The organism is Leptospira harrisiae (assembly GCF_002811945.1).
GTDB lineage: Bacteria > Spirochaetota > Leptospiria > Leptospirales > Leptospiraceae > Leptospira_A > Leptospira_A harrisiae.
In genome coordinates, this window is sequence record NZ_NPDX01000001.1 from 865,235 (window position 1) to 886,296 (window position 21,062).

At 39.1% G+C, this 21,062-nt stretch carries 21 protein-coding genes; 14 read left to right on the top strand and 7 right to left on the bottom strand.

The window, feature by feature from the left end:
* The first annotated feature begins 19 nt into the window (after positions 1-19).
* The 7 genes from CH364_RS04010 to CH364_RS04040 all read left to right on the top strand — a co-directional run bounded on the left by CH364_RS04010 (position 20) and on the right by CH364_RS04040 (position 5,152).
* Positions 20-1,183, top strand: coding sequence for a helix-turn-helix domain-containing protein (locus tag CH364_RS04010; RefSeq protein WP_100742313.1), 1,164 nt, complete (start codon positions 20-22; stop codon positions 1,181-1,183).
* Between the two features lie 142 nt (positions 1,184-1,325).
* Positions 1,326-2,729: a transcription termination factor Rho gene (gene rho / locus CH364_RS04015; protein ID WP_004784490.1), complete on the top strand. Its 1,404-nt coding sequence runs from the start codon at positions 1,326-1,328 to the stop codon at positions 2,727-2,729.
* Between the two features lie 10 nt (positions 2,730-2,739).
* Positions 2,740-2,940: a 50S ribosomal protein L31 gene (rpmE, locus tag CH364_RS04020; RefSeq protein ID WP_100742314.1), complete on the top strand. Its 201-nt coding sequence runs from the start codon at positions 2,740-2,742 to the stop codon at positions 2,938-2,940.
* A 48-nt stretch (positions 2,941-2,988) separates the two neighbouring features.
* Complete coding sequence (locus CH364_RS04025) at positions 2,989-3,783, top strand: pentapeptide repeat-containing protein (protein ID WP_100742315.1); 795 nt, start codon at positions 2,989-2,991, stop codon at positions 3,781-3,783.
* On the top strand, positions 3,780-3,968 hold the full coding sequence (locus CH364_RS04030; protein ID WP_100742316.1) for a hypothetical protein: 189 nt from the start codon (positions 3,780-3,782) through the stop codon (positions 3,966-3,968). The genes CH364_RS04025 and CH364_RS04030 overlap by 4 nt, the downstream gene beginning before the upstream one ends.
* A gap of 117 nt (positions 3,969-4,085) precedes the next feature.
* Entirely contained in the window at positions 4,086-4,382 is a 297-nt protein-coding gene (locus CH364_RS04035; protein WP_004785957.1) for an STAS domain-containing protein, read from the top strand.
* 5 nt (positions 4,383-4,387) lie between these two features.
* Positions 4,388-5,152, top strand: coding sequence for an LA_1326/LA_4305 family lipoprotein (locus CH364_RS04040; protein ID WP_100742317.1), 765 nt, complete (start codon positions 4,388-4,390; stop codon positions 5,150-5,152).
* A gap of 17 nt (positions 5,153-5,169) precedes the next feature.
* Here CH364_RS04040 and CH364_RS04045 read toward each other — a convergent pair whose 3' ends face one another.
* From CH364_RS04045 to CH364_RS04075, 7 genes are all read right to left on the bottom strand, one after another.
* On the bottom strand, positions 5,170-6,840 hold the full coding sequence (locus CH364_RS04045) for a DUF342 domain-containing protein (protein ID WP_100742318.1): 1,671 nt from the start codon (positions 6,838-6,840) through the stop codon (positions 5,170-5,172).
* A complete protein-coding gene (locus CH364_RS04050; RefSeq protein ID WP_100742319.1) occupies positions 6,841-7,908 on the bottom strand; it encodes a glycosyl transferase in 1,068 nt (355 codons plus the stop codon).
* Positions 7,905-8,738, bottom strand: coding sequence for a TrmH family RNA methyltransferase (locus CH364_RS04055; protein ID WP_100742320.1), 834 nt, complete (start codon positions 8,736-8,738; stop codon positions 7,905-7,907). Before CH364_RS04055 ends, CH364_RS04050 begins: the two co-directional genes overlap by 4 nt.
* Before the next feature lie 33 nt (positions 8,739-8,771).
* Positions 8,772-9,605, bottom strand: a complete 834-nt coding sequence (locus CH364_RS04060) for a class I SAM-dependent methyltransferase (RefSeq protein WP_100742321.1) — start codon at positions 9,603-9,605, stop codon at positions 8,772-8,774.
* Positions 9,602-11,551: a SpoIIE family protein phosphatase gene (locus tag CH364_RS04065; RefSeq protein ID WP_243401241.1), complete on the bottom strand. Its 1,950-nt coding sequence runs from the start codon at positions 11,549-11,551 to the stop codon at positions 9,602-9,604. The genes CH364_RS04060 and CH364_RS04065 overlap by 4 nt, the downstream gene beginning before the upstream one ends.
* A 35-nt stretch (positions 11,552-11,586) precedes the next feature.
* The gene (locus CH364_RS04070; RefSeq protein ID WP_100742322.1) at positions 11,587-12,876 is read right to left on the bottom strand and encodes a citrate synthase; all 1,290 of its coding nucleotides are present in this window, start codon (positions 12,874-12,876) and stop codon (positions 11,587-11,589) included.
* 68 nt (positions 12,877-12,944) lie between these two features.
* Entirely contained in the window at positions 12,945-15,212 is a 2,268-nt protein-coding gene (locus CH364_RS04075; RefSeq protein WP_100742323.1) for a lytic transglycosylase domain-containing protein, read from the bottom strand.
* 48 nt (positions 15,213-15,260) lie between these two features.
* Here CH364_RS04075 and CH364_RS04080 point away from each other — a divergent pair, with 48 nt between their 5' ends.
* From CH364_RS04080 to CH364_RS04110, 7 genes are all read left to right on the top strand, one after another.
* Entirely contained in the window at positions 15,261-16,460 is a 1,200-nt protein-coding gene (locus CH364_RS04080; protein ID WP_100742324.1) for an LBF_1011 family protein, read from the top strand.
* A 1-nt stretch (position 16,461) separates the two neighbouring features.
* Positions 16,462-17,235, top strand: a complete 774-nt coding sequence (locus tag CH364_RS04085; RefSeq protein WP_100742325.1) for a hypothetical protein — start codon at positions 16,462-16,464, stop codon at positions 17,233-17,235.
* A 68-nt stretch (positions 17,236-17,303) separates the two neighbouring features.
* Positions 17,304-17,744, top strand: a complete 441-nt coding sequence (locus CH364_RS04090) for a bactofilin family protein (RefSeq protein ID WP_002973191.1) — start codon at positions 17,304-17,306, stop codon at positions 17,742-17,744.
* A complete protein-coding gene (locus tag CH364_RS04095; protein ID WP_100742326.1) occupies positions 17,745-18,689 on the top strand; it encodes a PdxA family dehydrogenase in 945 nt (314 codons plus the stop codon).
* On the top strand, positions 18,686-19,111 hold the full coding sequence (locus CH364_RS04100; protein WP_100742327.1) for a hypothetical protein: 426 nt from the start codon (positions 18,686-18,688) through the stop codon (positions 19,109-19,111). The genes CH364_RS04095 and CH364_RS04100 overlap by 4 nt, the downstream gene beginning before the upstream one ends.
* A gap of 12 nt (positions 19,112-19,123) precedes the next feature.
* The gene (locus CH364_RS04105) at positions 19,124-20,245 is read left to right on the top strand and encodes a DegT/DnrJ/EryC1/StrS aminotransferase family protein (protein WP_100742328.1); all 1,122 of its coding nucleotides are present in this window, start codon (positions 19,124-19,126) and stop codon (positions 20,243-20,245) included.
* The gene (locus CH364_RS04110) at positions 20,245-21,015 is read left to right on the top strand and encodes a hypothetical protein (protein ID WP_207762207.1); all 771 of its coding nucleotides are present in this window, start codon (positions 20,245-20,247) and stop codon (positions 21,013-21,015) included. Before CH364_RS04105 ends, CH364_RS04110 begins: the two co-directional genes overlap by 1 nt.
* The last annotated feature ends 47 nt before the right edge of the window (positions 21,016-21,062 follow it).

Here is a 21,062-nt window from a genome sequence, read left to right on the forward strand (position 1 = left end):
TTCAAAGAATGACTGCTTAGTGAAGTTCGAATCACTTTATCGTCATTTTTTGCTGACCAAAGCCACCCACCTTCCTGTCATTTCGGAAGAGGGTGAGTTGTTAGGTCTTCTGTCCAAAGATCGGGTCCACCGTGAGTTATCCGATTTGGGAAGAGAACGAGAAGACTTAGATCAAATTCCATTGGATATTCTCGAAACAGAACTTCACGAAAATCTATTACTCTATTTTAAAGAATCTACTCAGATCCCAGTCATTGGTTTGGATGGGGAAAAAAAAGACAATTGGGACAAACCAAGGTTCCTTGCTTCCTTCACTCGCCTCGATTCTTCCAAGATACGGGATCCCAAACTCGAAGAAATCGAATCCAAACTAGAAAAGAAAAAAGAAAATGCAGACTCTGTGCAGTGGTTTATGGAGTTAATTCTTTCCCATTTTCCTGATGGACTTCTTGCGACTGACGTAAATGGTTCTACAATTTTTTATAATGAAACATTTGAAACCAATATTCTCACCAAATCTTTGTTTCGTGATTCATTGCAGTTAGCTGAAAAATACCTTCACAATCTCAATCGGGAAGTCCTTGCCACTTATTTAAAAGAACATGATTTGAGTTTGGGAAAAGATGCTGATACGAGTGTATTACATACAAACATCACTGAGCTTCGGGCAAACCTTCGTATCATCACTTTAAAAAAAGAAAAGAAGGTGGTTGGGTTTTTATACCATTTTTCTCCTTCTAGTTTTACAAATCTTTCAGGAACAGGGACTTCGGAATTTCCGAATATGGACGAAGCGTTTCGTTCTAAACTTCCTTTGGAATCAGTTTTGGAAGAAATGGAAGCACATTACATTCATAAGTCGCTCGGGAGAAATTCCAATAATATATCTCATACGGCGACAGAACTTGGAGTTCCAAGAACTACCTTACAAAACAGAATTCGTTTTTTAAAACTTTCGGAACGTTTTCAAAATGAAGGCAAAGTAAAGTCCGTAATTCCTAGAAAACGCTCTGAAAAACCCGAAGAAAAACAAAAAAAAGTTTCCGAAATTAAGAAGTCACTCACCAAAAAGAAGCCAAAAACCAGTGAAAAACCGCAGAAATCTTTAAAACCAAAGGCGAAAGCAAAGAAACAGAGTCAAAAACCAACACAAGCAGGGAAAAAGTCGAAAAAAAGACGTTGACGAAAACACTCGGAAAAACAATTTTTTCATTACCGTTTGAGAAAACACCTCCGCACTTCGCTGTTTCCCTTGCATACATAACTTGCACAAATGGTTTCCCGAATTTAATCAAATACCTTAACAAATCAATGTAGAACAATCTATGGCATCACGCAAACAAGAAGAAATCCAAGTTAACCCTCCTGAAGAACCAACTGAATATACGAACGGCATCATGGACCAAGAAGATGGTTCCGAACCACCAAAACAGTTTAAGAAGAAAAAGAATCGATACGAAGGTCCAATTCCTCCTCCGCTTGATTTAGTAGAACTCAAGAAAAAAAACATCAATGAACTAGCCGACCTTGCAAAAGGTTTGGGTGTGGAAAACACTCATGGTCTGAAAAAACAAAACTTGATGTTTGCTCTTCTCCAAGCACAAACCGAAAAAGATGGACAAGTGCATGCAGCAGGAGTTATGGAAAGACTTCCTGATGGATACGGATTCCTTCGGTCGCCTGACTACAATTATGTGCCAGGTCCAGATGATATTTATGTATCACCTTCTCAAATTAAATTGTTTGGTCTTAGAACAGGCGATACCGTAACAGGACTCATCCGACCGCCAAAAGAAGCAGAAAGATTTTTTGCGATGTTACGTGTGGAATCTATCAACGGTTTCCCAGTGGAAGTGGCACAAAAAAGAAATTTATTTGATAACCTAACACCTCTTTATCCAAACGAAAGAATCAATATGGAGTTTGATCCAAGTCATTTGGACACTCGCGTGATTGATCTTATGTGTCCAATTGGGAAAGGACAAAGAGCTCTGATTGTTGCACCACCAAGGACTGGTAAAACAGTCCTTATGCAATCCATTGCCAATGCGATCACAAGAAATCACCCAGAAATTTTTCTTATCGTGTTACTCATCGATGAACGTCCAGAAGAAGTGACCGACATGGCTCGTCATGTAAAGGGTGAGGTTGTGAGTTCCACTTTTGATGAACCTGCACAACGCCACGTCCAAGTAGCGGAGATGGTCATCGAAAAGGCAAAACGACTTGTGGAACACGGAAAGGATGTGGTCATTTTACTCGACTCTATCACAAGGCTTGCACGTGCTTATAACCAAGTGGTTCCTACTTCTGGAAAAATCCTTTCTGGTGGTGTGGACTCCAATGCCCTCCACAAACCAAAACGTTTTTTTGGAGCAGCAAGAAATATCGAAGAGGGTGGCTCACTCACCATCATCGCGACTGCCCTCATTGACACCGGTTCCCGAATGGATGAGGTGATTTTTGAGGAATTTAAGGGAACGGGAAATATGGAAATCCATTTGGACCGAAAACTCGCTGACAAACGAATTTTCCCTGCGATCGACATCAACCGCTCCGGAACCAGGAAGGAAGAACTCCTCCTTCCACAAGATACGCTCACTCGTGTCTTTATCCTCCGAAAAGTACTTTCGCCTATGAGTATCACCGAAAGTATGGAACTATTGATTGAAAAAATGCGTGGAGCGAAGACCAACGACCAATTCCTCGCCAGCATGAATACGAACTAAAAGGGCCACCATGAAAACTGACATCCATCCAAAATACATTTCTGCAAAAATCAAATGCGCTTGTGGTACAGTGATCGATACAAGATCCACTGCCGGTGATATCAGTGTGGAAATTTGTTCCAACTGCCACCCATTCTTTACTGGAAAATCCAAATTATTGGATACTACCGGTCGAGTAGACAAGTTCAAGAAAAAATACAAAATGAAGTAAGAGGCAGTCGCCTTAAGAACCGTCTAAGTCATAACGGGGGAACAACTCATGGCAGTAATGGACTTTGCTCGCTACAAAGAAATCAACGATCAAAGGATGAATTATCGTGAGATGGAAGACGCTACAGTCGTCTCCTATTACCGCAACACCGGTTGCGGAGACGGTTATCGCATCTATTTAAAGTTAAACGACAATTCTGTTGTGGAAGACGCAAGTTACACTACAACAGGGTGCGGGTTTGGAATTGTGGCTCTCGCTATGGCTACTGAGTATGCAAAAGGAAAATCCCTTTTGGAACTTAAAAATCTCACTCCAGAAACCTTAGAAACACTTTTTGAATTTCCAGAAAGAAGAAAGAACTACCCAGAATCAGCAGTGGCTGCATTAAAAAAAGCAGTTGAAGATTATGAGTCAGGACAAGGTGTTCCCAAAGAAAACCGAATCACAAAATCACAAACTATGGAACTCCTCCATAACCAAGGTCATCTTCGCGCTGCGAAGTTATCCAGTGTTATGTTAGAAAAAGAAAAGTTAGATGGTGTGGATTTTTCTGGCGCTGATCTTCACAACGCCTTCCTTCAAAATTCCAGTTTTGTAGGAGCCAACTTCCAAGGTGCAAACCTAAAGGCTTCATTTTTTAACGGTGCCGATCTTAGAAATGCAAACTTTCGAGGTGCTGATTTACGTTTTGCAAAACTTGCTTCTGCCAAAATCGAAGGTGCCGATTTTACTGATGCCATTTATGATATTGGAACCCGAGTGGATCATAGCCAAATGTATATCTTCGATGTCATGAAAAAAGCTGGTAAAGACCTCTATCTAAAAACAGGGGAAGGGGAATGAAGCCAGGCGATAAGGCAAAACTCACCAAACAAACGTTCCTTCATCAAGGGATTTTTATTTTTACTGGATCTACTGTTGAAATTAAAGAAATCCAAGCAGAAAAAGCCATAGTTGTTTATAATGATAAAGAAGGATACCCTCACGATTTAGAGATGAATCTGACGGATTTGGCACCACTTTCGTAAAGCCGATTTTCTTGACACAAATCCAGAGAATCGTAACGTATTGTTAATCCAACTATGTTGATTCTAAGCCACCGTCAGGAAAATCACCTGCTTCTTTCGATCCAAAGGGATGTCCTGATGGAAAACTCAAGAGAGTTTTACCAAGAGTTTGAAAAAGCGATTGATAGTCAGAATTTTGGAAAACTGACCATGGATTTCCACTCAGTAAAGTTTTTGGACTCGAGTGGGATTGGTGCGGTGATCAAAGCATCTTCAGCGCTTCACAATCGCGGAGTCGAAATTTTTGTTACCAATCTAAATAAAAACCTAAACTCCGTGTTTCGACTTTCCGGACTTAACCATATCCTTTCTATCTTAACTTTAGATGAATACCTTTCTAAATTTCCAGAGTTCCAAAAAACTCTAGAGGCATAAGCGTAATGAAACTTTCCAAAATTTTTTCTCTTATTTTATTATCAATCTTCCTTAATTCCTGTGCATCAGGTGTGAAGTCCAGGTCATTGTTATTCCGTAGTAACGAATTTGCCATTTATACAGTCAACCGAGACAAAATTAATTTAAAATCAGAATCATCTGTTCCTAAAACTTTTGCACATCCCGTAGAAATTACAGAAGATAAAATTTTAGATTTACTTGGAAATATTAGATTCCGAGAAGAAAGTTCTTACGGAGACGTAAATCAATATATCTTTGAAGAAAAAGAAATCAAAGAGTTTGCTATGGATCTGGCTGACGGATTACAAAAGCTGAAACCAGACCAACTACTACTTGTTATCTCTAAATACAATCCAGTGAAGTCTGTGGTTTCTCATTATTCCCGTACAGGTTTTTATATTTGGTCGTCAGAAACTTCCATTGAGATTTTATTTGGAGAACTTCAGAAAGAAATCACATATGATGAACAAGGGAATTATTATGATTGGTCTAATATCCCTGACATTCCTTTTGAACATTTTCCAGCATCTACATACATTTTACAAGGTTCAGGATTTTCCTTTAAAAAGGTTTCTGGATTCCGTAATAAACATTGGTTAGTTTTTGATAAAGCTGATTTGGCTAAATTGAAATTTGAAAAAAGAAAGAAAACAATTGTTCCTGAAGTGACAAACTCTGTTGATGCAGATCTTAAACCAGAAAAAAGAATTTCACGTGATGAAGAAGAAGGGATCATCAACGGAGAATAAACGATAAATCTTCGTATTTAGTCTTCTTTTCGAATGACGGTTCTTTCTGTTTGAATGCTGCCGTCGGTTCCCAGGTAAAAATGTGTTTTCCCAACTAAGGAATTGATTCCTAAACGATAGTTTTTCCCAGCTCCAAAACTTAAATCCACACCCGGATAAACTTCTCTTTCTACATCCACAAAGGCATCTGGATTTGGTTCATAAGAACCAAGTGCAGTTTCAAACTGTTTGGATTCAGTTTCTAAAACTTTGGTAAACTTATCGTTTGCCTCTTTTAGTTTGGCAATACTTTCTTTTTCTTCTTTGTTTAGTTCTTTTTTCTGACTTTTTTCCACTAGTTTAGTGAGTGTTAGCTGGACTTTATGTAAGGTGATTTCTTTTTCTGCGATTTCTTTTTTCATTCGGTTGAGTTCATCGAGTAATTCTGGTGGAGTCCCTATGGCAACCTTGGTTTTGGTTTCCACCACAGCACCAAGTTTGGAGCAGGTAAGAGAATTTCCCGCAATCAAAGTTCCTCCAATTACCTCTCCTCTTCCTCCCATGACACGAATCAAATCTTTGGCAGAAATTTCAGAATGCATCACAGCTTCTTCCACAAAGATACTTCCTTGAGCAGTAAGTTTTCCTTGTTCTACAAATTTAGCATAAATGTTTCCATCTGATTCGATATAACCTTCTCCGCGTCCCATAAACCCACCAGAGAGAACAATATCACCTTTGGCTTTTAGAAATGCCTTACCTACGGAATTTCGAATGATGATACTTCCATTTGTGGTTAACGAAAATCCATCTCCAATTTTATCTTCTACGATGATGGTTCCTGGAAAATCGATATTCCCTGTGGAATAATCGACTGCTTCTAATTGGATCACTTCATCCACTTTGATTTCCCAGGCGGCAGATAAAACTGGCCGGCCAGCAATTTTGGCGTACAGTTTGTCCTCCTTTAGTTCAACATTGGGACCAAGATTCCAATCCACTGATTTTTCTTCTGGGTAAGGGATGATGGTTCCATTCACAGTTTTTCCAAATTCACCTTTTTTTGGCGGAATTCTTTCTGCAATGAGATCTCCCGGTTTTACTGATTGGATGACTCCAATATTTTTATAATCAATCCGACCATGTTCATCTTCTTCCAGTTGGGGTTTGTTGTCCGAACGAAAGTATATTTTGATTTGTCCATCTTTGCCTGGAACGGGTGGGTAACCTTTGGCAATCGTATAAGGAACAAAAAAGTTTGGGTTTTTGATTTGGTTTTGGATGACAACATCAATGATCCCAACGGAAATACCCACCGAGGCAATTTGTTCACGTAACTGGTATTCGGTGAGAAGGTCGCCTCCATGTTTGGGTGGATGTAGAACCATTTTGGCTTCCATATGATCTTCGGAAATAGTAATGTCAGCATAAGAACTAGTAGGATCTCCCTTTGACCAGGTTCCAATTTCAACTGGTTTGTTTTCTGCTAAAACAACTGCTCTTTTGATTTGTTCCTGGTTGTAACCTTCTACTCCAAAAAGTTGCACCCTTGCCAAAACATCCTTGTAATCGACTTTTTTTCCTTTGGCACCAGGTTTTGTGATTTTTAGAACTGCTTTACCACCGGAATTTTCGATCTGGAAATAACCGTTTTCAGAAGCTTCTAAATCTTGGAGGATACGATCGGTATAAGAGTCTGGGCCGGGCATTTAATTGTATTCTAATAAGTGAGAAACGACATCTTCTTCTCCATCCACTTTTAATTCTAACTTTGGAGTCATGGAGTCGATTGTATTAATTAGAGTCAGCACTTCTTCAAATTGACAAGAAATAATTCGGGATAAGTCAATATATGCGGAACGAAAGTATAAATCTAAAGCATTTACCAAATGGAAGTATTCACTAAAATCTCCACGGTCTGTATAGAGTATAGGGGTCTTTGCATAATAACATTCAGCTAAAATTCCGTATCCTGGTTTTGTACAAACATAATCTGCAGCTGCAACCAAGTCCGGATAATGTGATACTTCCGGTACTAAAATATCTTCTGTCTGGATTCCCGGAACTCCGTATGCCACAAGTTGGATGGACTTTGGAAGATTTTCTGTTTGTAGTTTGGTTCCTTCCAAACCATAGGCGCCAAAAGATAATAGGATGTATGTGGTATCGTCTTTCATTCCAAACTTTTGTCTGGCTTGTTTTTTCGAAAGGGTTGGTTTTCTTCCCACAAGACCAATATTAGTTTGTTCAAGAAAAGGCGGCATAGGACAAAAAAACGGTAGTACCAATGCTTCCGTTGCAAACCCATATTCCACCTGCAGTTGTTCGCTGAGAGTCCCAAAATAAGAATCACCTTTTGCGTAATTTTGATAAATAAAATCCCAAGTAAAATTTCCAATAAATACACTTGGAATTCCTGTTTCCAGGGCAATGGTAATAGGAAAAGAAGAACTGTCTGTTAGGATCAAACCTATTTTGTTTTTTTTGCAGTATTCTGTTTCTTCTTTTAGAAGTTTTGATTTCTTTTTTTCGAAGTCGATGAGTTCTTCTTTTGTGGTTTGTAAATCAATGGAGAGTGAGTTTTTTTGAGAAACTCCTACATCCAGTTTTAAATTTTTTGTGATGAGTTTTGGGTGGGTAAATTCTAAAAATGAAATTCTGGTACTAACTAAATGAATTTCTTCAATGAAATCCTCTTTTAGTAGGCGCCTTATGATATTTGCAGAACGACTGATATGGCCGAATCCGTGGCCTGAAATATAAAAATATAGTTTCATTGGCTTCTTTGTCTAATGGATTCATACAATACAATTCCACAAGACATGGCTAGGTTTAAAGAATCGGCTTCTCCGAGCATGGGTAAGTGGAGTGTGTCATCAGAAAGATTTTTTGCTTCAACACTCAATCCATACTGTTCACTTCCAAAAAGAAATACTGATTTTTCTTTCATATTGATGGAGGTATAAAGAGTTTTTCCTTCGGGAGTGACCGCATAACGTTTGTAACCTTTGCCTTTGAATTCTTTAAGAACTTCCTGTAAATCTCCAATATAAACTGGTAGAGTGAAAATGGTTCCTGTACTTGCCCGCACCACATTCGGATTAAAAAGATCAATTCGTGGATCGGTGACAATCACAAGGCCAACACCCGCACCTTCTGCCGTTCGAAGGATGGTTCCTAGGTTCCCCGGTTTTTCCACTCCTTCGATGATAAGGATGGGATTGGTATTCATGGACTTTATTTTCTCCCAAGGGACATGGGCATCGGGAGTTTCTGCTACTGCGATGAGGCCATCTGGCCGATCCCTATAAGAAATTTTTTCAAAAATTTTACGGGGAAGTTCAAAGATGGGACAATGGATTGACTTAATGAGAGCCTCTTCATTTTCTCCCAAAAAACATTCAGGGGATATGAATAAACTTGTAATGTTTACCGGCAAACAAGGGATAGATGAGTTTGGGTTGCTTGTGATCGCTTTTTTAATTTCACGATAACCTTCGATGAAAAACTTTTTTTCTTCATCCCGATTTCGTTTTTCTTTGAGTCCCGCAACCCATTTGACCTTGGGATTGGAAAAACTGGTAATGTATTGTCTTCTATTTGGCATATAACAGGATACGGATCTTAAGATTTGCCTGAATTATTTAGAGAAGAAAGTACAAAATCCAGCAGGGTATTTTTTTCCTGATTTTTCTGGAATGAATAACTCAGAGGTTTGGTAGTTCCCTTTGGTTTTGATTCGTGAAGATAAAATCCTTTCTAAGGTTAATGGACTAAAACCCTGGCTATGACAACTGAGGATCACAAATTCTGGTTTGGAATCGGAGAGTTCCATCAGTGCATCCATTAGCTCACTTAAGTTTTCTTCAATTTTCCAAACCTCTCCTTTCGAACCACGACCAAAACTTGGAGGATCAAGGATAAGGCCTTGGTATTTTTTTCCCCGTTTGATTTCACGGCGGATAAACTTCATCACATCGTCTACAATCCAACGCACAGGTTTCGAATCGAGTCCTGAAAGTTTTGCATTTTCCCGGGCCCAGTCCACCATTCCTTTGGAAGCGTCGACATGGCAGACACTCATCCCAGCATCAAGGCAGGCGAGTGTGGAACCACCGGAATAGGCAAATAGGTTTAGAACTTCTAGGCCTTGTTTCTTTTTTCCAATCTCTCGGATTCGGTTCCAATTGGTTTCTTGTTCCGGGAAAAGGCCAATATGACCAAAGGGTGTGAGTTTGATTTTGAATGTTAAATGGGAAAATTCGATGGTAAAACTTTCAGGAACTTTTTTTTGAAAATTCCAATGTCCCGAACCCGAGTCATTTTTAATATAATGAGCGTGGAGATCGTTCCAAATTTCAGGAGTTTCTTTTCCATAAGCAGAAGTAGGGGAAGAACGATGGAGTTTGTATCCGCCAACGATTTCTAATTTGGATAGGTCACCTGAATCTAGGAGTTCGTAACTTTTTGTCATACCAATTCCAGAAAAATAAAGGTTAGGTCGTCGTCCCAGTCTTTTATTTCTCTTTTAGAAAATGACTCTAAATCTTGGATGAGTTTTATTTTAAATAGATGATTTGGAATTTCGCGGTTTGCTTTTAAAAATTCGAGAAGTCCCGATTCTCCATACATTTCCCCTTCAGGATTAAAACATTCCAAAACTCCATCACTTAAGATCAGGATTCTATCTTTGCGTTCCACTCTATGTGTGGTTTCTTCAATTTGAATTTCAGGAAAAACCCCGATGATTTTTCCTTTGGGATGCACTTTTAAAATTTCTCCACTGGATCTTTGTAAATAAGCACTTGGATGGCCGGCCCTTCCAAACCTCCATACTTTCGTGGATGTATTGAGATACACATAAGAAGCCGTGACATACTGCGGGTTACAATTTCCAAATAACACACGGTTCATTCCTTCTAAAACTTGTTTGGGTGAAGGGATATTGTCTTTTTGCGTAGTAAAGGCAACCTTTCCCATTGCCGAAATCAGGGATGCGGGAATTCCATGACCTGAAACATCACAAAGAACAATTCCTAGTTCATAAGGATTGGGTGAGAAGTATTCGTAAAAATCTCCGCCTACATCTTTCATTGGTTGGATGAAAATTTGCATTTGTAAGTTTTTTACATCCGGAATTGTTTTGGGAAGGGACTGCATCAGAATGTCCCTAGAAATTTTTCTTTCTTTCCTAAGGCTTGTCACTTGAGCTAGGGCTAAATCTTTTTCTTGCCGTAACAATTGGATTCTATCTGCCAAAGCAAAAGCAAACAAGGTAATGTCAGCAAGGGAAGCAATGGGAAATAACATTTCTTCTAAAAAGGAATTAGAAGGTAGTATCCCGAATTTGAGTAATCCATACACAAGACAAGTTATGAGTAATAAAACAAAAGCAATGGCAAAATAATAAAAGGATCTTAGTCTTTTGTAAATTCCCCAAATTAAAACTCCGAGTAAACTTAGACAAATCAAAACGGAAAGCCAAGTCACTCCAATGGATGCTTCTGATATTCCACCTAACAAAGAGATGAGTGCGTTCAGAAGAGAAAGATATCCCAATACTTTGTAAAACCTTGCAATTTTAGGAATTCGGATTTTTAGTTTTAGAAAATTAGAAGTAAAGAGGACAAAGTAAAAGAGGCAAATACTAAAGAAAAAAGAGATTCCTATTCGTTTCCAAAAATAAGAATTGGGAACAAAAAAATACCCCCAGAAACCAAGTAGTGAAAGTTGTCCAAACCCAAAGAAAAATACATAACCAATATAATAAAAATAATTTCGATCTCGAACAAAAAAAGCGATCGCTAGATTGTATAAAATGATAATTCCTAAACTTCCAAAAAATAATCCATAAATCCATTGTGTGATATAGTCTTCTCTTTGGAGATTTCTTTGGTTGGTAAATACCAATGCAAACTGTAAGGAAATTTCGGAACGTATTGCAATTAGAATGGTCTCTTTTTCATGTCCAATCCGAAAGGCAAAATTTCTATGTGGAATTTCTCTCTGAAACATTGGTTGGATATGACCCGATTTGGAAAGGATATATTGGTTACCGTCATTTTTATGGAAAAGTTCCACCGAATCAATGTTATGTGCTTGTATGAGTAGAAGTGGGTATTTCGAAGGATCGGGAAAGTCGTTTGGTTCCAGTTTTAACCAAAGAGTTCCCTTTAGAAATCCAAAGTTCGGAAAAGGATCGGTGATTCTTTTGAATTCACCAGTATTTAATACTGATTCAACAGGTACTGAAGAACTGGGATCAATCCAATAAGAAAACTTTGTTGAGTAAATGATCCTTTCGCCAATATCGTTTTGAGTTTCGGAAAAAAGAGGGTGGTTAAAAAAAAGAGTAAGGATTGAGATACAGTAGAAAATAGGGATGGAGAATGGTTTTTTCAATTCTAAAATTATGGACAAGGGTGATAAAACCCCTGTCCTGTTTTGATTTGGCGTTATGCCTGTTTTTTGGCTGCTTCGTATGAGATTTCTTGTGGACCAGTGTAAATTTGGCGTGGACGGCCAATCTTTAAACTTGGGTCTTCAATCATCTCTTTCCATTGTGCAATCCAACCAGGAAGTCTTCCCATAGCAAACATCACTGTAAACATATTGGTAGGAATTCCTAACGCACGGTAGATGATTCCTGAGTAGAAGTCAACGTTTGGATAAAGTTTTCTTTCTACAAAGTATGGATCGTTGAGTGCTGCTTCTTCCAATTCTTTGGCAATGTCAAGAAGTGGGTCTTTGATTCCTAGTTTGTTTAGAACTTTATCACAAGCAACCTTGATGATTTTGGCACGAGGGTCAAAGTTTTTGTAAACTCGGTGACCAAATCCATTCAATCGGAAACTGGAATTTTTGTCTTTGGCTTGTTCTACGATTTTTTTCACAGAAAGCCCGCTCTTTTTAATTCCTTCTAACATTTCCAAAACTTCTTGGTTGGCACCACCGTGGCGAGGTCCCCATAAAGCAAGAATTCCTGCAGAAATGGCACCATAGAGATTGGCAAGAGAAGATCCCACCAAACGCACAGTAGATGTGGAACAGTTTTGTTCGTGGTCTGCGTGGAGGATGAGAAGTAAATTGAGTGCAGAAACAATTTCTGGATCGATATGGTAATCTTCCGCTGGAACCGCAAACATCATGTTCATAAAATTGGAAGCATAGTCCAATTCATTGAGCGGATGGATGATCGGTTGGCCGATGGATTTTTTATAAGCGTAAGCTGCGATTGTTGGAAATTTTGCGAGCAAACGAATGATGGAAATTTCTCTATGTTCCTCATTCATTGGATCGTAACTATCTTGGTAGTATGTAGACAAACAACCCATCATACAAGACATGATCGCCATTGGGTGTCCGTCTTTTGGAAAACCGTTGAACAGGCGTTTGAGATCCTCGTGGATCATAGTATGTTTGGTGATAGAACTATTCCATTCTTTGAGTTGTGCATCACTTGGAAGTTTGCCGTAAATGAGTAAATATGCAACTTCTGTGAAGGTTGATTTAGCAGCTAAATCATCAATTGGAATCCCACGGTAACGAAGAATTCCCTTTTCTCCATCGAGAAAGGTAATATCACTGGTGCAAGCACCTGTATTTAAATAACCGGAATCAATCGTAACATAACCTGACAATTGGCGGAGTTTAGTAATATCAATTGCCTTCTCGTCTTCGCTTCCCACTAAAATCGGAAGTTCGTACTCTTTCCCATCCACTTTCAGAATTGCCTTTTCGGACATATCTTCTCCTGTATATCTCTGTCTATTTCAAAGGATAGACGGAGGAAAGGGTGGGGAAAAGCCATTTTTTACAACTTATGGTATTTTTTCATGATGTCATATGCGTAGAAATTCGAAACCACGATGCGACAGTAATCTCTCGACTCTTTGTAAGGAAGGTCTTCTAAAAAATGGTTAAAATCACCAGTATACACAGACTTCTTCCACTTCCGTAAATTCCCTGGTCCACCGTTATAGGCGATGGAAGCCCATTTTAATTCGTTCCCATTGGATTTCAAAAGGTAGGCGAGAAATTTTGTCCCAAGTCGGATCGAAGTCTCTGGTTCATAAAGGGAATAGGAAGAAATGCCCATCCGTGTCGCCAGTTCCTTTCCTGTCGCTGGCATAATTTGCATTAGGCCCCGTGCGTTGGACCTCGAAGTCGCTGTTTCTTTGAAAAAGGATTCCTGGCGCATCAGTGCATAGACCTTGTCTTCGGAAATATCGTTTTCCTGAGCATAACGAGAGACTATACTTTGGTGTGGCCTAGGAAAGATTCTGACCGAGAGGGAGGTGGGTAGAAGAATGGGGTCATCGGGGATAAAATGCCTTTTGAGCAGAGACCTTGTATGAAAAGCTGTGTAATATGTGTTATACGTTAAATCGCCGATCCCTACTAAAATTTCATCCTTTTCTTCTTCGGAAAGATTTTCTCGTTTTACGTGAAAGTTGACAAGACTAAGTCCCAAACTATCCTCACCAACTCGAAAGTATTCTTTTGCAAGGTTCAGAAGTTTATGGCCTTGGATTCTTGAACTCATTCCTCCCAGTTTGTTTCCTAATTCATACGAATCTTTTGGATAAACAAATCCTAAGTTTCTTCCTAGGAGAGCATAAGATTCTTCTGGAATTCCTGCTGTATAAGATAAGTATTCAAATAGATATTCTTTGTTATAAGTTGGATTGTCTGGTTTGTTTCCTTCTTTGATGATAGGTAAAAATTCCTCTCGGATCACTCGCGTATAATAAGATCCAGGGCAAAGGGCATAATATCTTTTTAGTTCTTTTTTTAACTTTTCTGTATCACCACTTTCTTTCAGAGATCGTAAATACCAATACACGAGCCGGCCTTTTACGGGTAAGTTGGGAATTTCAGCCAGAGCTTTTTCAAATTTTTGGACAGGTGCATAATTTGATTTTTCACCATTTCGATCCACTAGGAATTCGATGAGACGATCTTGATAAAAAAGATTAAAAGGATATTTCCCTAAATATAAAATTAGATTTTCAAAATACATTTCACGATCACCTAATCTGTCGTAAGCGGCAGCAAGCACTCGGAAATAACCCGCATCTTTTCCTGGAAAAGTTTTCAAAAGTTCAATGGCATTTTGAAATTTGTTTTGTTGGTATAAAACGTCAGCTAATGAAACGATCCACGCAGAATCCATATCTACAAAGGTTTTGTTTGCCCGTAAAACCCTAAAAAGTTCGTTTGTTTTTCCCGTTTTTGTTAAAGTTGAGGTGAGGTGTTTGAATCCTTCATAATAAGCAAGTCTTGTAGAAAAAAGTTCTGGTCTTGTTCGAAACAAGGCTTCTTTATCATTATTGTTAATTGCTGGTAATAAGAGTGTGAGTTCAGACGGAGCCAGTTGCAAAATACTTCCTGATCCTTTGTATTTCGACCAATCTGCAGCAATCATCTGCACAGTAGAATCAGAAAGACCATCTCTTTGTAGACAATTTAACCATTCTTCCACTGCTGATTTTTCATCACCTAGTACAAGTTTTGCTTTTCCGTATCTGTATTGTGTATCACCTGTGAGAAGGTATCTTCTATGAGAATCTTGAATGGAATTAATTTTATCTAAAATATCTTTCCATTGGTTGTTTGCTGCAAGCAGGCGCACTAATTCATCAAGGAGTCTGCGGCAAATCGGATCTTCTTCTAAATTCAATCGGTTCAGAAATTGGATTCTTTCGGCAGGTGTGAGGTAGTTCCTTTGGGTAATCTCTGTGTACAACTTCCAATAACTGAGTTTAAATAAAGTGGTTTGAAAGGGCATAGTTTGTGTCAGAATTTTTTTCACTTCTTCCTCTGAGGATTCTGTGACAAAAACGCCGCGCACAAGAGAAATCAAATACCGAAATCGTTTCTCCTTGTCTCCGTTAGGTGCTTTTTCGTGAAATTCAATTAAACTATATACTTCGCTTTCACGGGAAGGGTTTGTATTTCGAAAGTGACTTTCGATTTGTCCCCACTGGTGGGATTTGATTAGATATTGAAGGTCAGTGTCCGCAAATAAGGATGTTGTGAAAAAGAGAAGAATTCTACTTGCTAACCAAAAATGCCTCATGCATACTTCCTATGATTACGAATTTAGAGAGGGAAGGTTCCTCTCCTCATGAGCTTACAAACAGAATACAAATTGCAATGGCCGGAATATCGGATCGAATTCCACCCAGGGCCACATATTCCGAAAAAGGCCAGTCTGAATGAACTCTGGCCAGACTTACGTGCCTTCTTTTCAGGCAATCAGTCTCGTTTTGCAAACTACCTTCATTATTTATCGACCGATTTTTCCGGGGGGTTCAGCCTTTGTTCCGTTTTGGGTGAAAATGAAGCAAGCTTTCGTTTCCGAGACCCACAATTGGTCTCTCCATCCCCCTTTCCAAAAGAAACTCTATTCCAAATCTGGGAACTATGCCAAAACAGGGATTTTGAGGAAATGGAAAGGGAAGATTGGGAACTACTTGGTTTTGGATTTTTATATTTGGGAGAAGTGCTCGAGTTTCGCAACTGGGTCTTAAAAACCAAAGATTTTTTTGGCCAAACCGACGACAATCGTAGGTTTTTATTTTTGCTTGGTTGGGAAACTTCTGAGGTAACATTTGAAAATTCCATATTGCATATGTTAGTTGAATATGTAAAAGGGAATCGAGATGAATTAAATTTTAAATCTCTCACAGATGCAGTTGTATTGGATTCCTATTGGCAAATTTCTGGAGTTCTTTTTCATGCAATCGAAGTTGGATGGTTTTCAGGAGAGGAAACCTTTCGGTTTTGGAAATTTCTCATTGGATTTTATTCGGAGTGGGAAGAATGGGAAAAACAAAAATTCCGTTCTGTATCTTTGGGAAAAATTCCTGCATTTCCTGCTCTACGATATGCCAAACGATATTTTCCAGAAAATACTTTTGTTTTCTACCGAGAGGAATTGGAAACAAACTTACGTGGGGATTGGACTTATGGAGACGGATTTGGTTATGAACTCACTCACCAAATGGATCCCTTTGTGGAAACAGTAGTGCGTTTCCGTGCTGATAATCTAAAGTTTGAAGAAGAATTAAAAACAGAATTGGTGAAAAGGCCATATTCTTACTTTATTAATTTGCAATTGGCATTTATCAATTTCGTAAAAAAAGAACACCAAAGTTTTTTGGAATATTATAAAAAAGCGGGACGACTCAAATATTTACCACTGGCTCTCAATTTGTATTGGAGAGTTTTAAAATTAAATGGTGAAGAGGTTCTTGCTAAATCCATTGAACGAACATTAGTTGCCACTGGTGAATCAACAAATATTCCAGAAGGTTGGGAATAAAATGCCTCTTTCACAAGAACAGATTATGGAACTCTCCAAATTGCAGAAAATGCTAAGAAATTTGGAGAAAATTGAAAGAAACGCCAAAAATGATCTGCAAAAAGAAAGAGTTGCTTTTGACATTGAACGTTATAGACGCCGTATGCAAGAGGTATCACCAGAAGGAATTCCTGATAACTTAGAGCAAACTATGAGGAATGCAAAAACGAGAGAGGAAAATCCAGAAAACCTTAAACATAAAGTAATCTCTCAGTATCCTGTGATGAAAATCTCTCCCAATTCAAACGATAGTGAAATCAACCAAATTGGTACACTTGTGAATATTATGGATTTGGAATACATTCCCATCCTTGGAGATGGTCATATAAAATTCGATTATTCCCATGCTACAGAAAGAGATTCAGTTCTTAAGTATATGGAGAACTTACGTCGGAATATGAAGATCCTTGTTGAAACAGTGGAAGAATATGCCGCTGCCGACAAACAAGAGTTTCGTGAACAGCTGTCTCGGATGAAAAACAAACAATCCCGAATTTTTATTGCAGAGTCCTTTGAAACTTTGGGTAAATTTCGAGATTTCCTCACCGCAGTCAATAAGGACATAAAAGATGGGGTCAACGTAATTATGAACATGGAAGAACCTATCAAATTCAATCCACGGTTTGAAAAGGCCACTGTTTTGGAAGGTCGATCCATTATGGAAGGGCTTCGTGAATTTCAAGAATTTGCAGAAGAGGCATGTGATTTGATTCGACTCCCGTCTTTTCGAGGCTAAAAAAACCTTTTCATTCCCGGGGGGAACAAGGACACTGTGAAAAATCACATTCACGGACTCGTAACAGCATGGCATTAGTCAAAAATCAGACCGAAGTTACCAATTCAACTATTGGTGAGAATTCTTACTTCAACGGTAAATTCTTCATCAATGGATCCTTAAAAATTGACGGTAAATTCGAGGGAAAATCCCTCCAAGCCGAACACCTCTACATTGGTGTTACCGGAAAGGTCAAAACCAACATCACTGCTGCCAGTGTCATCGTAGAGGGAATTGTTGTGGGAAACGTAACGGCTAGAAACCGTGTGATGCTCCTTCCTACTTCCAAAATCCTTGGAGATATCAAAACGCCTGAGCTCATCATCCAAAATGGGGTGATCTTGGAAGGCCGTTGTATGATTTCCAACGACCTCAAACACAGTGCCAAAGACCTAATTGAATTGGAATACTCAAAAGATTCCTTAAGTGTTGAGAAGATTTTTGGGAAACAACCAAACGCAAAAGAATAATTGAAAACCATTCTGATTTCGGAAGGCGATCCAACCAGTATCAACTACGAACTTCTGGTTTCTGCCTTCCCTCAATTGTTAGCCTTGGGGAAACACCATCGCATTTACCTTGTGCGTGGGCCCCACAATCTATCCATCCCCTCTCTCCCGAGCCTCACAAAACCCAGCACGGAACCAGGATTCTATTCTCTTCCTTGGTCCGATTCCAAAAAACCTCGTTCTTTTGTTTTGGGAAAACCTTCTAAATTTTCTGGCCAAATGGCGTATGATTCACTGCTTGCAGCCATGGACTTACAAAAGGAACTTGGGGCCGATCTCATCACCTTGCCACTTTCCAAGGAGTGGGTGCAGAAGGCCGGGATTAAAGGATTTCGTGGCCACACAGAAACTCTCGCCGAGTATTACAAACGACCTACATTTATGATGATGAGTGGGGAAAAACTCAATGTCATTCCCTTAACCACCCACGTGCCTTTGAAAGATGTGGTGAAAGAATTAAAAAAATTTTCTTGGAAGGAACTGGCAACTGCGATGACAAGTTCCCCTTTTTTAAAGAATCCAAAAATTGCTTATTTGGGTCTAAACCCGCATGCAGGGGAAGGCGGAAAAATTGGAGATGAGGAATCTACTATTTTAGCCAGTGGGGCCAAAATTCTGAGAAAGGCAAAGTATTCGGTGGAAGGACCACTGTCCGCCGATTCTGCTTTTTTACCAGGGGCAAAAGCATACGAATTGTATTTGGCGGGGTACCATGACCAAGGACTCATTCCATTTAAATTGCTTGAAGGGAAAAAGGGAGTTAACATAACCTTAGGTCTGGATTTTACTCGTGTGTCTCCAGACCACGGAACTGCCTTCGACATAGCTGGTAAGGGCATTAGTGATCCCACAGGACTCATTTCCTGTTTAGAACGACTCACGGAGAATACAAAAACAAAGTCATGACACTATTGGAAGTCCTTGCCTTTCCGGTTCTTTTTATTTGGTTTGTGGGACTCCTGCTCACTTTTTTCCGGAGAGATTTGGAATCCCATTGGAAGTTTTTTTTCTTTCTCGTTTTTTGTTTTTATTTAGTTCAATTTTTTCCAGAATTTTGGGAAGGTGTGGCTCGTTGGAAGGAAAATCCTAAGGAAGAGGTATTACTTTGGATTTCGGCTATGGGAAATTCCATCTATGTGTTTTTATTTTTTTTATGGCCTCTCGTTCTCATTCGAATTTATTATTCAGCATCCAATCACTTAAGTAAAACCTTGATCCCAATACTTGCTTATGGGACGGTTCTGTATTGGGTTTTATTTTTTCTTTGGACCATGTATTCCAAAGAGTTTAATGTTTGGCTTCATCAAATTTTCACAATAAGTAAATAAAAAGGGCATACAATGGCAGTTCCATTTATAGATATCAAAAGATTTGAACCCGGATTCCTGGACGTCTGGAATGAAAAAGTAAAGTCCATGTCGCAAAACGCACAGTTTATCGGTGGAAACGAAGTGACCGATTTGGAAACAAACCTTGCTAGCTTTGCAGAAACAAAGTATGCGATTGGTTGCGCTAATGGAACTGATGCTTTGCAATTGGCACTTCGCGCAGTGGGAGTGGGCCGAGGAGATAAGGTTTTGTTACCGGACTCAACATTCTGGGCAACCTTTGAGGCAGTTGTGAATGTAGGTGGGGATCCTTATACCATCGATACCAATCCAACAGACTTACAAATGGACTTCCAAGTATTTAAGGAAGCAGTGGAAAAAGTAAAACCGAAAGCCGCTCTTGTTGTTCATTTATACGGCTGGGGAACTGCAAAAATTGAAGAACTTCGAAAGTTCTGCAAAGAAAAAAACGTAGCTCTCATTGAAGACGGAGCACAGTGTTTTGGCGTAAAATACAACGGAAAATCTATATATAAAGATGCTCTTATCTCCACTACTTCTTTTTATCCTGCAAAGGTGTTAGGTGCTGCTGGTGACGGAGGTGCCGTATTTACCAACGATGAAGAATTGTCGGTTGTGACACGTAGGCTTGTCAACCACGGACGGACTTCTCATTACGAACATGGACTTGTGGGTTGGAACTCAAGACTTGATTCCTTGCAAGCGGCCTTTTTAAATTTATCTTTAAAACATCTGCAATCAAGAATTGATTCTCGTAAAAAATCACAAGCTGTATATTATAAAGAATTACCTGGACTTGGGATTGGTGTTATCCAGCCGCCACAAGGTTATGAGGAAAATGGTTACTGTAATGTAACTTTGGTGGACCCAGAAGTTCGTCCTAAAATAGAAGCTGTACTAAAAGACAAGGGAGTTGGATTTGGAAATATTTATCCAGGAGCCATGTCTGACCAACCAGGTGCAAAACCATACCTTATCGAACGATTTGGAAAAGATGGAAATGCTCGTAGGATTTCTAAATCCGTTCTTAACTTTCCACTATTTGCCTATATGACAGATTCAGAGCTTGAGGAAGTCTTTAGTGCGATAAAAGCGTATAACGCTAACAAATAATGGAAAAGTTTAGAGTCGGAGTATTTTTATTCTTTTTACTCATTTTGGCGGTGCTTACTTTTAGTTTGTCTAAGAGTTGGCGCCTCTATGATGATGGATATGAAGTCACAGTAGAAACTCCCGAATCTAAAGAAAAAGATAATTCTCCTGAGCCCACGGATCGTTTGGATTTGGAAGACGGGAATGGGAAAATTTATTGGAAACAATTCTTTATTTACCCACATGGGCTCGTAACCGAATCCGGTGGGTTTGGTCCAGATGGGATTTTGTCTCACGCTAGAAATTTATATTCCATCAACTTAAAAGATGGGAAAATCCAAAAACTATTTCCTCATGATGTTTACATCTGGGACTATTTTGTGGGAGACTTTGCCAAAAAAACGGTTTCAAACACCATTGATGATCCCAAGGAAGATGTTCTTTCATTGGAGAAAAAAATCATAATCCTTGCTGTTACTGATGACAGTAATTTGGATGGGGTTTTGAATTATAAAGACCATAAATCGGTTTATATTTTTGATCCTGAGACTAGCGGTTTACAAACCGTTCTCCCCGAAGGGTTTCATTTTCGCAAACTTGTTTATAATTCGGCAAAGAACCACCTAACCTTAATTTTAGGAAAGAATCCGGAAAAACAAATCAATAAAAGAAGAAAACTACCGGAACCTGAAATCAAACTTCATGTTTTTGATTATGATGCCAGTATTTCGAAAGGTATTTTAAGTGCCTCGCTCGAAGCCTTGGCCACACCAACAAACCCCAATCTATAAAACGAAAAAGCCTTGAGATCTCTCCCAAGGCCATTAGTGAAACAATC

What these genes read in the sequence shown, in the direction of transcription:
- CH364_RS04090 (WP_002973191.1), top strand. Translation starts at nt 17,304, where the DNA reads ATGGCATTAGTCAAAAATCAGACCGAAGTTACCAATTCAACTATTGGT.
- rho (WP_004784490.1), top strand. Translation starts at nt 1,326, where the DNA reads ATGGCATCACGCAAACAAGAAGAAATCCAAGTTAACCCTCCTGAAGAA.
- CH364_RS04045 (WP_100742318.1), bottom strand. Translation starts at nt 6,840, where the DNA reads ATGCCCGGCCCAGACTCTTATACCGATCGTATCCTCCAAGATTTAGAA.
- CH364_RS04075 (WP_100742323.1), bottom strand. Translation starts at nt 15,212, where the DNA reads ATGAGGCATTTTTGGTTAGCAAGTAGAATTCTTCTCTTTTTCACAACA.
- CH364_RS04030 (WP_100742316.1), top strand. Translation starts at nt 3,780, where the DNA reads ATGAAGCCAGGCGATAAGGCAAAACTCACCAAACAAACGTTCCTTCAT.
- CH364_RS04105 (WP_100742328.1), top strand. Translation starts at nt 19,124, where the DNA reads ATGGCAGTTCCATTTATAGATATCAAAAGATTTGAACCCGGATTCCTG.
- CH364_RS04110 (WP_207762207.1), top strand. Translation starts at nt 20,245, where the DNA reads ATGGAAAAGTTTAGAGTCGGAGTATTTTTATTCTTTTTACTCATTTTG.
- CH364_RS04040 (WP_100742317.1), top strand. Translation starts at nt 4,388, where the DNA reads ATGAAACTTTCCAAAATTTTTTCTCTTATTTTATTATCAATCTTCCTT.
- CH364_RS04060 (WP_100742321.1), bottom strand. Translation starts at nt 9,605, where the DNA reads ATGACAAAAAGTTACGAACTCCTAGATTCAGGTGACCTATCCAAATTA.
- CH364_RS04085 (WP_100742325.1), top strand. Translation starts at nt 16,462, where the DNA reads ATGCCTCTTTCACAAGAACAGATTATGGAACTCTCCAAATTGCAGAAA.
- rpmE (WP_100742314.1), top strand. Translation starts at nt 2,740, where the DNA reads ATGAAAACTGACATCCATCCAAAATACATTTCTGCAAAAATCAAATGC.
- CH364_RS04080 (WP_100742324.1), top strand. Translation starts at nt 15,261, where the DNA reads ATGAGCTTACAAACAGAATACAAATTGCAATGGCCGGAATATCGGATC.
- CH364_RS04035 (WP_004785957.1), top strand. Translation starts at nt 4,086, where the DNA reads ATGGAAAACTCAAGAGAGTTTTACCAAGAGTTTGAAAAAGCGATTGAT.
- CH364_RS04025 (WP_100742315.1), top strand. Translation starts at nt 2,989, where the DNA reads ATGGCAGTAATGGACTTTGCTCGCTACAAAGAAATCAACGATCAAAGG.
- CH364_RS04070 (WP_100742322.1), bottom strand. Translation starts at nt 12,876, where the DNA reads ATGTCCGAAAAGGCAATTCTGAAAGTGGATGGGAAAGAGTACGAACTT.
- CH364_RS04055 (WP_100742320.1), bottom strand. Translation starts at nt 8,738, where the DNA reads ATGCCAAATAGAAGACAATACATTACCAGTTTTTCCAATCCCAAGGTC.
- CH364_RS04100 (WP_100742327.1), top strand. Translation starts at nt 18,686, where the DNA reads ATGACACTATTGGAAGTCCTTGCCTTTCCGGTTCTTTTTATTTGGTTT.
- CH364_RS04050 (WP_100742319.1), bottom strand. Translation starts at nt 7,908, where the DNA reads ATGAAACTATATTTTTATATTTCAGGCCACGGATTCGGCCATATCAGT.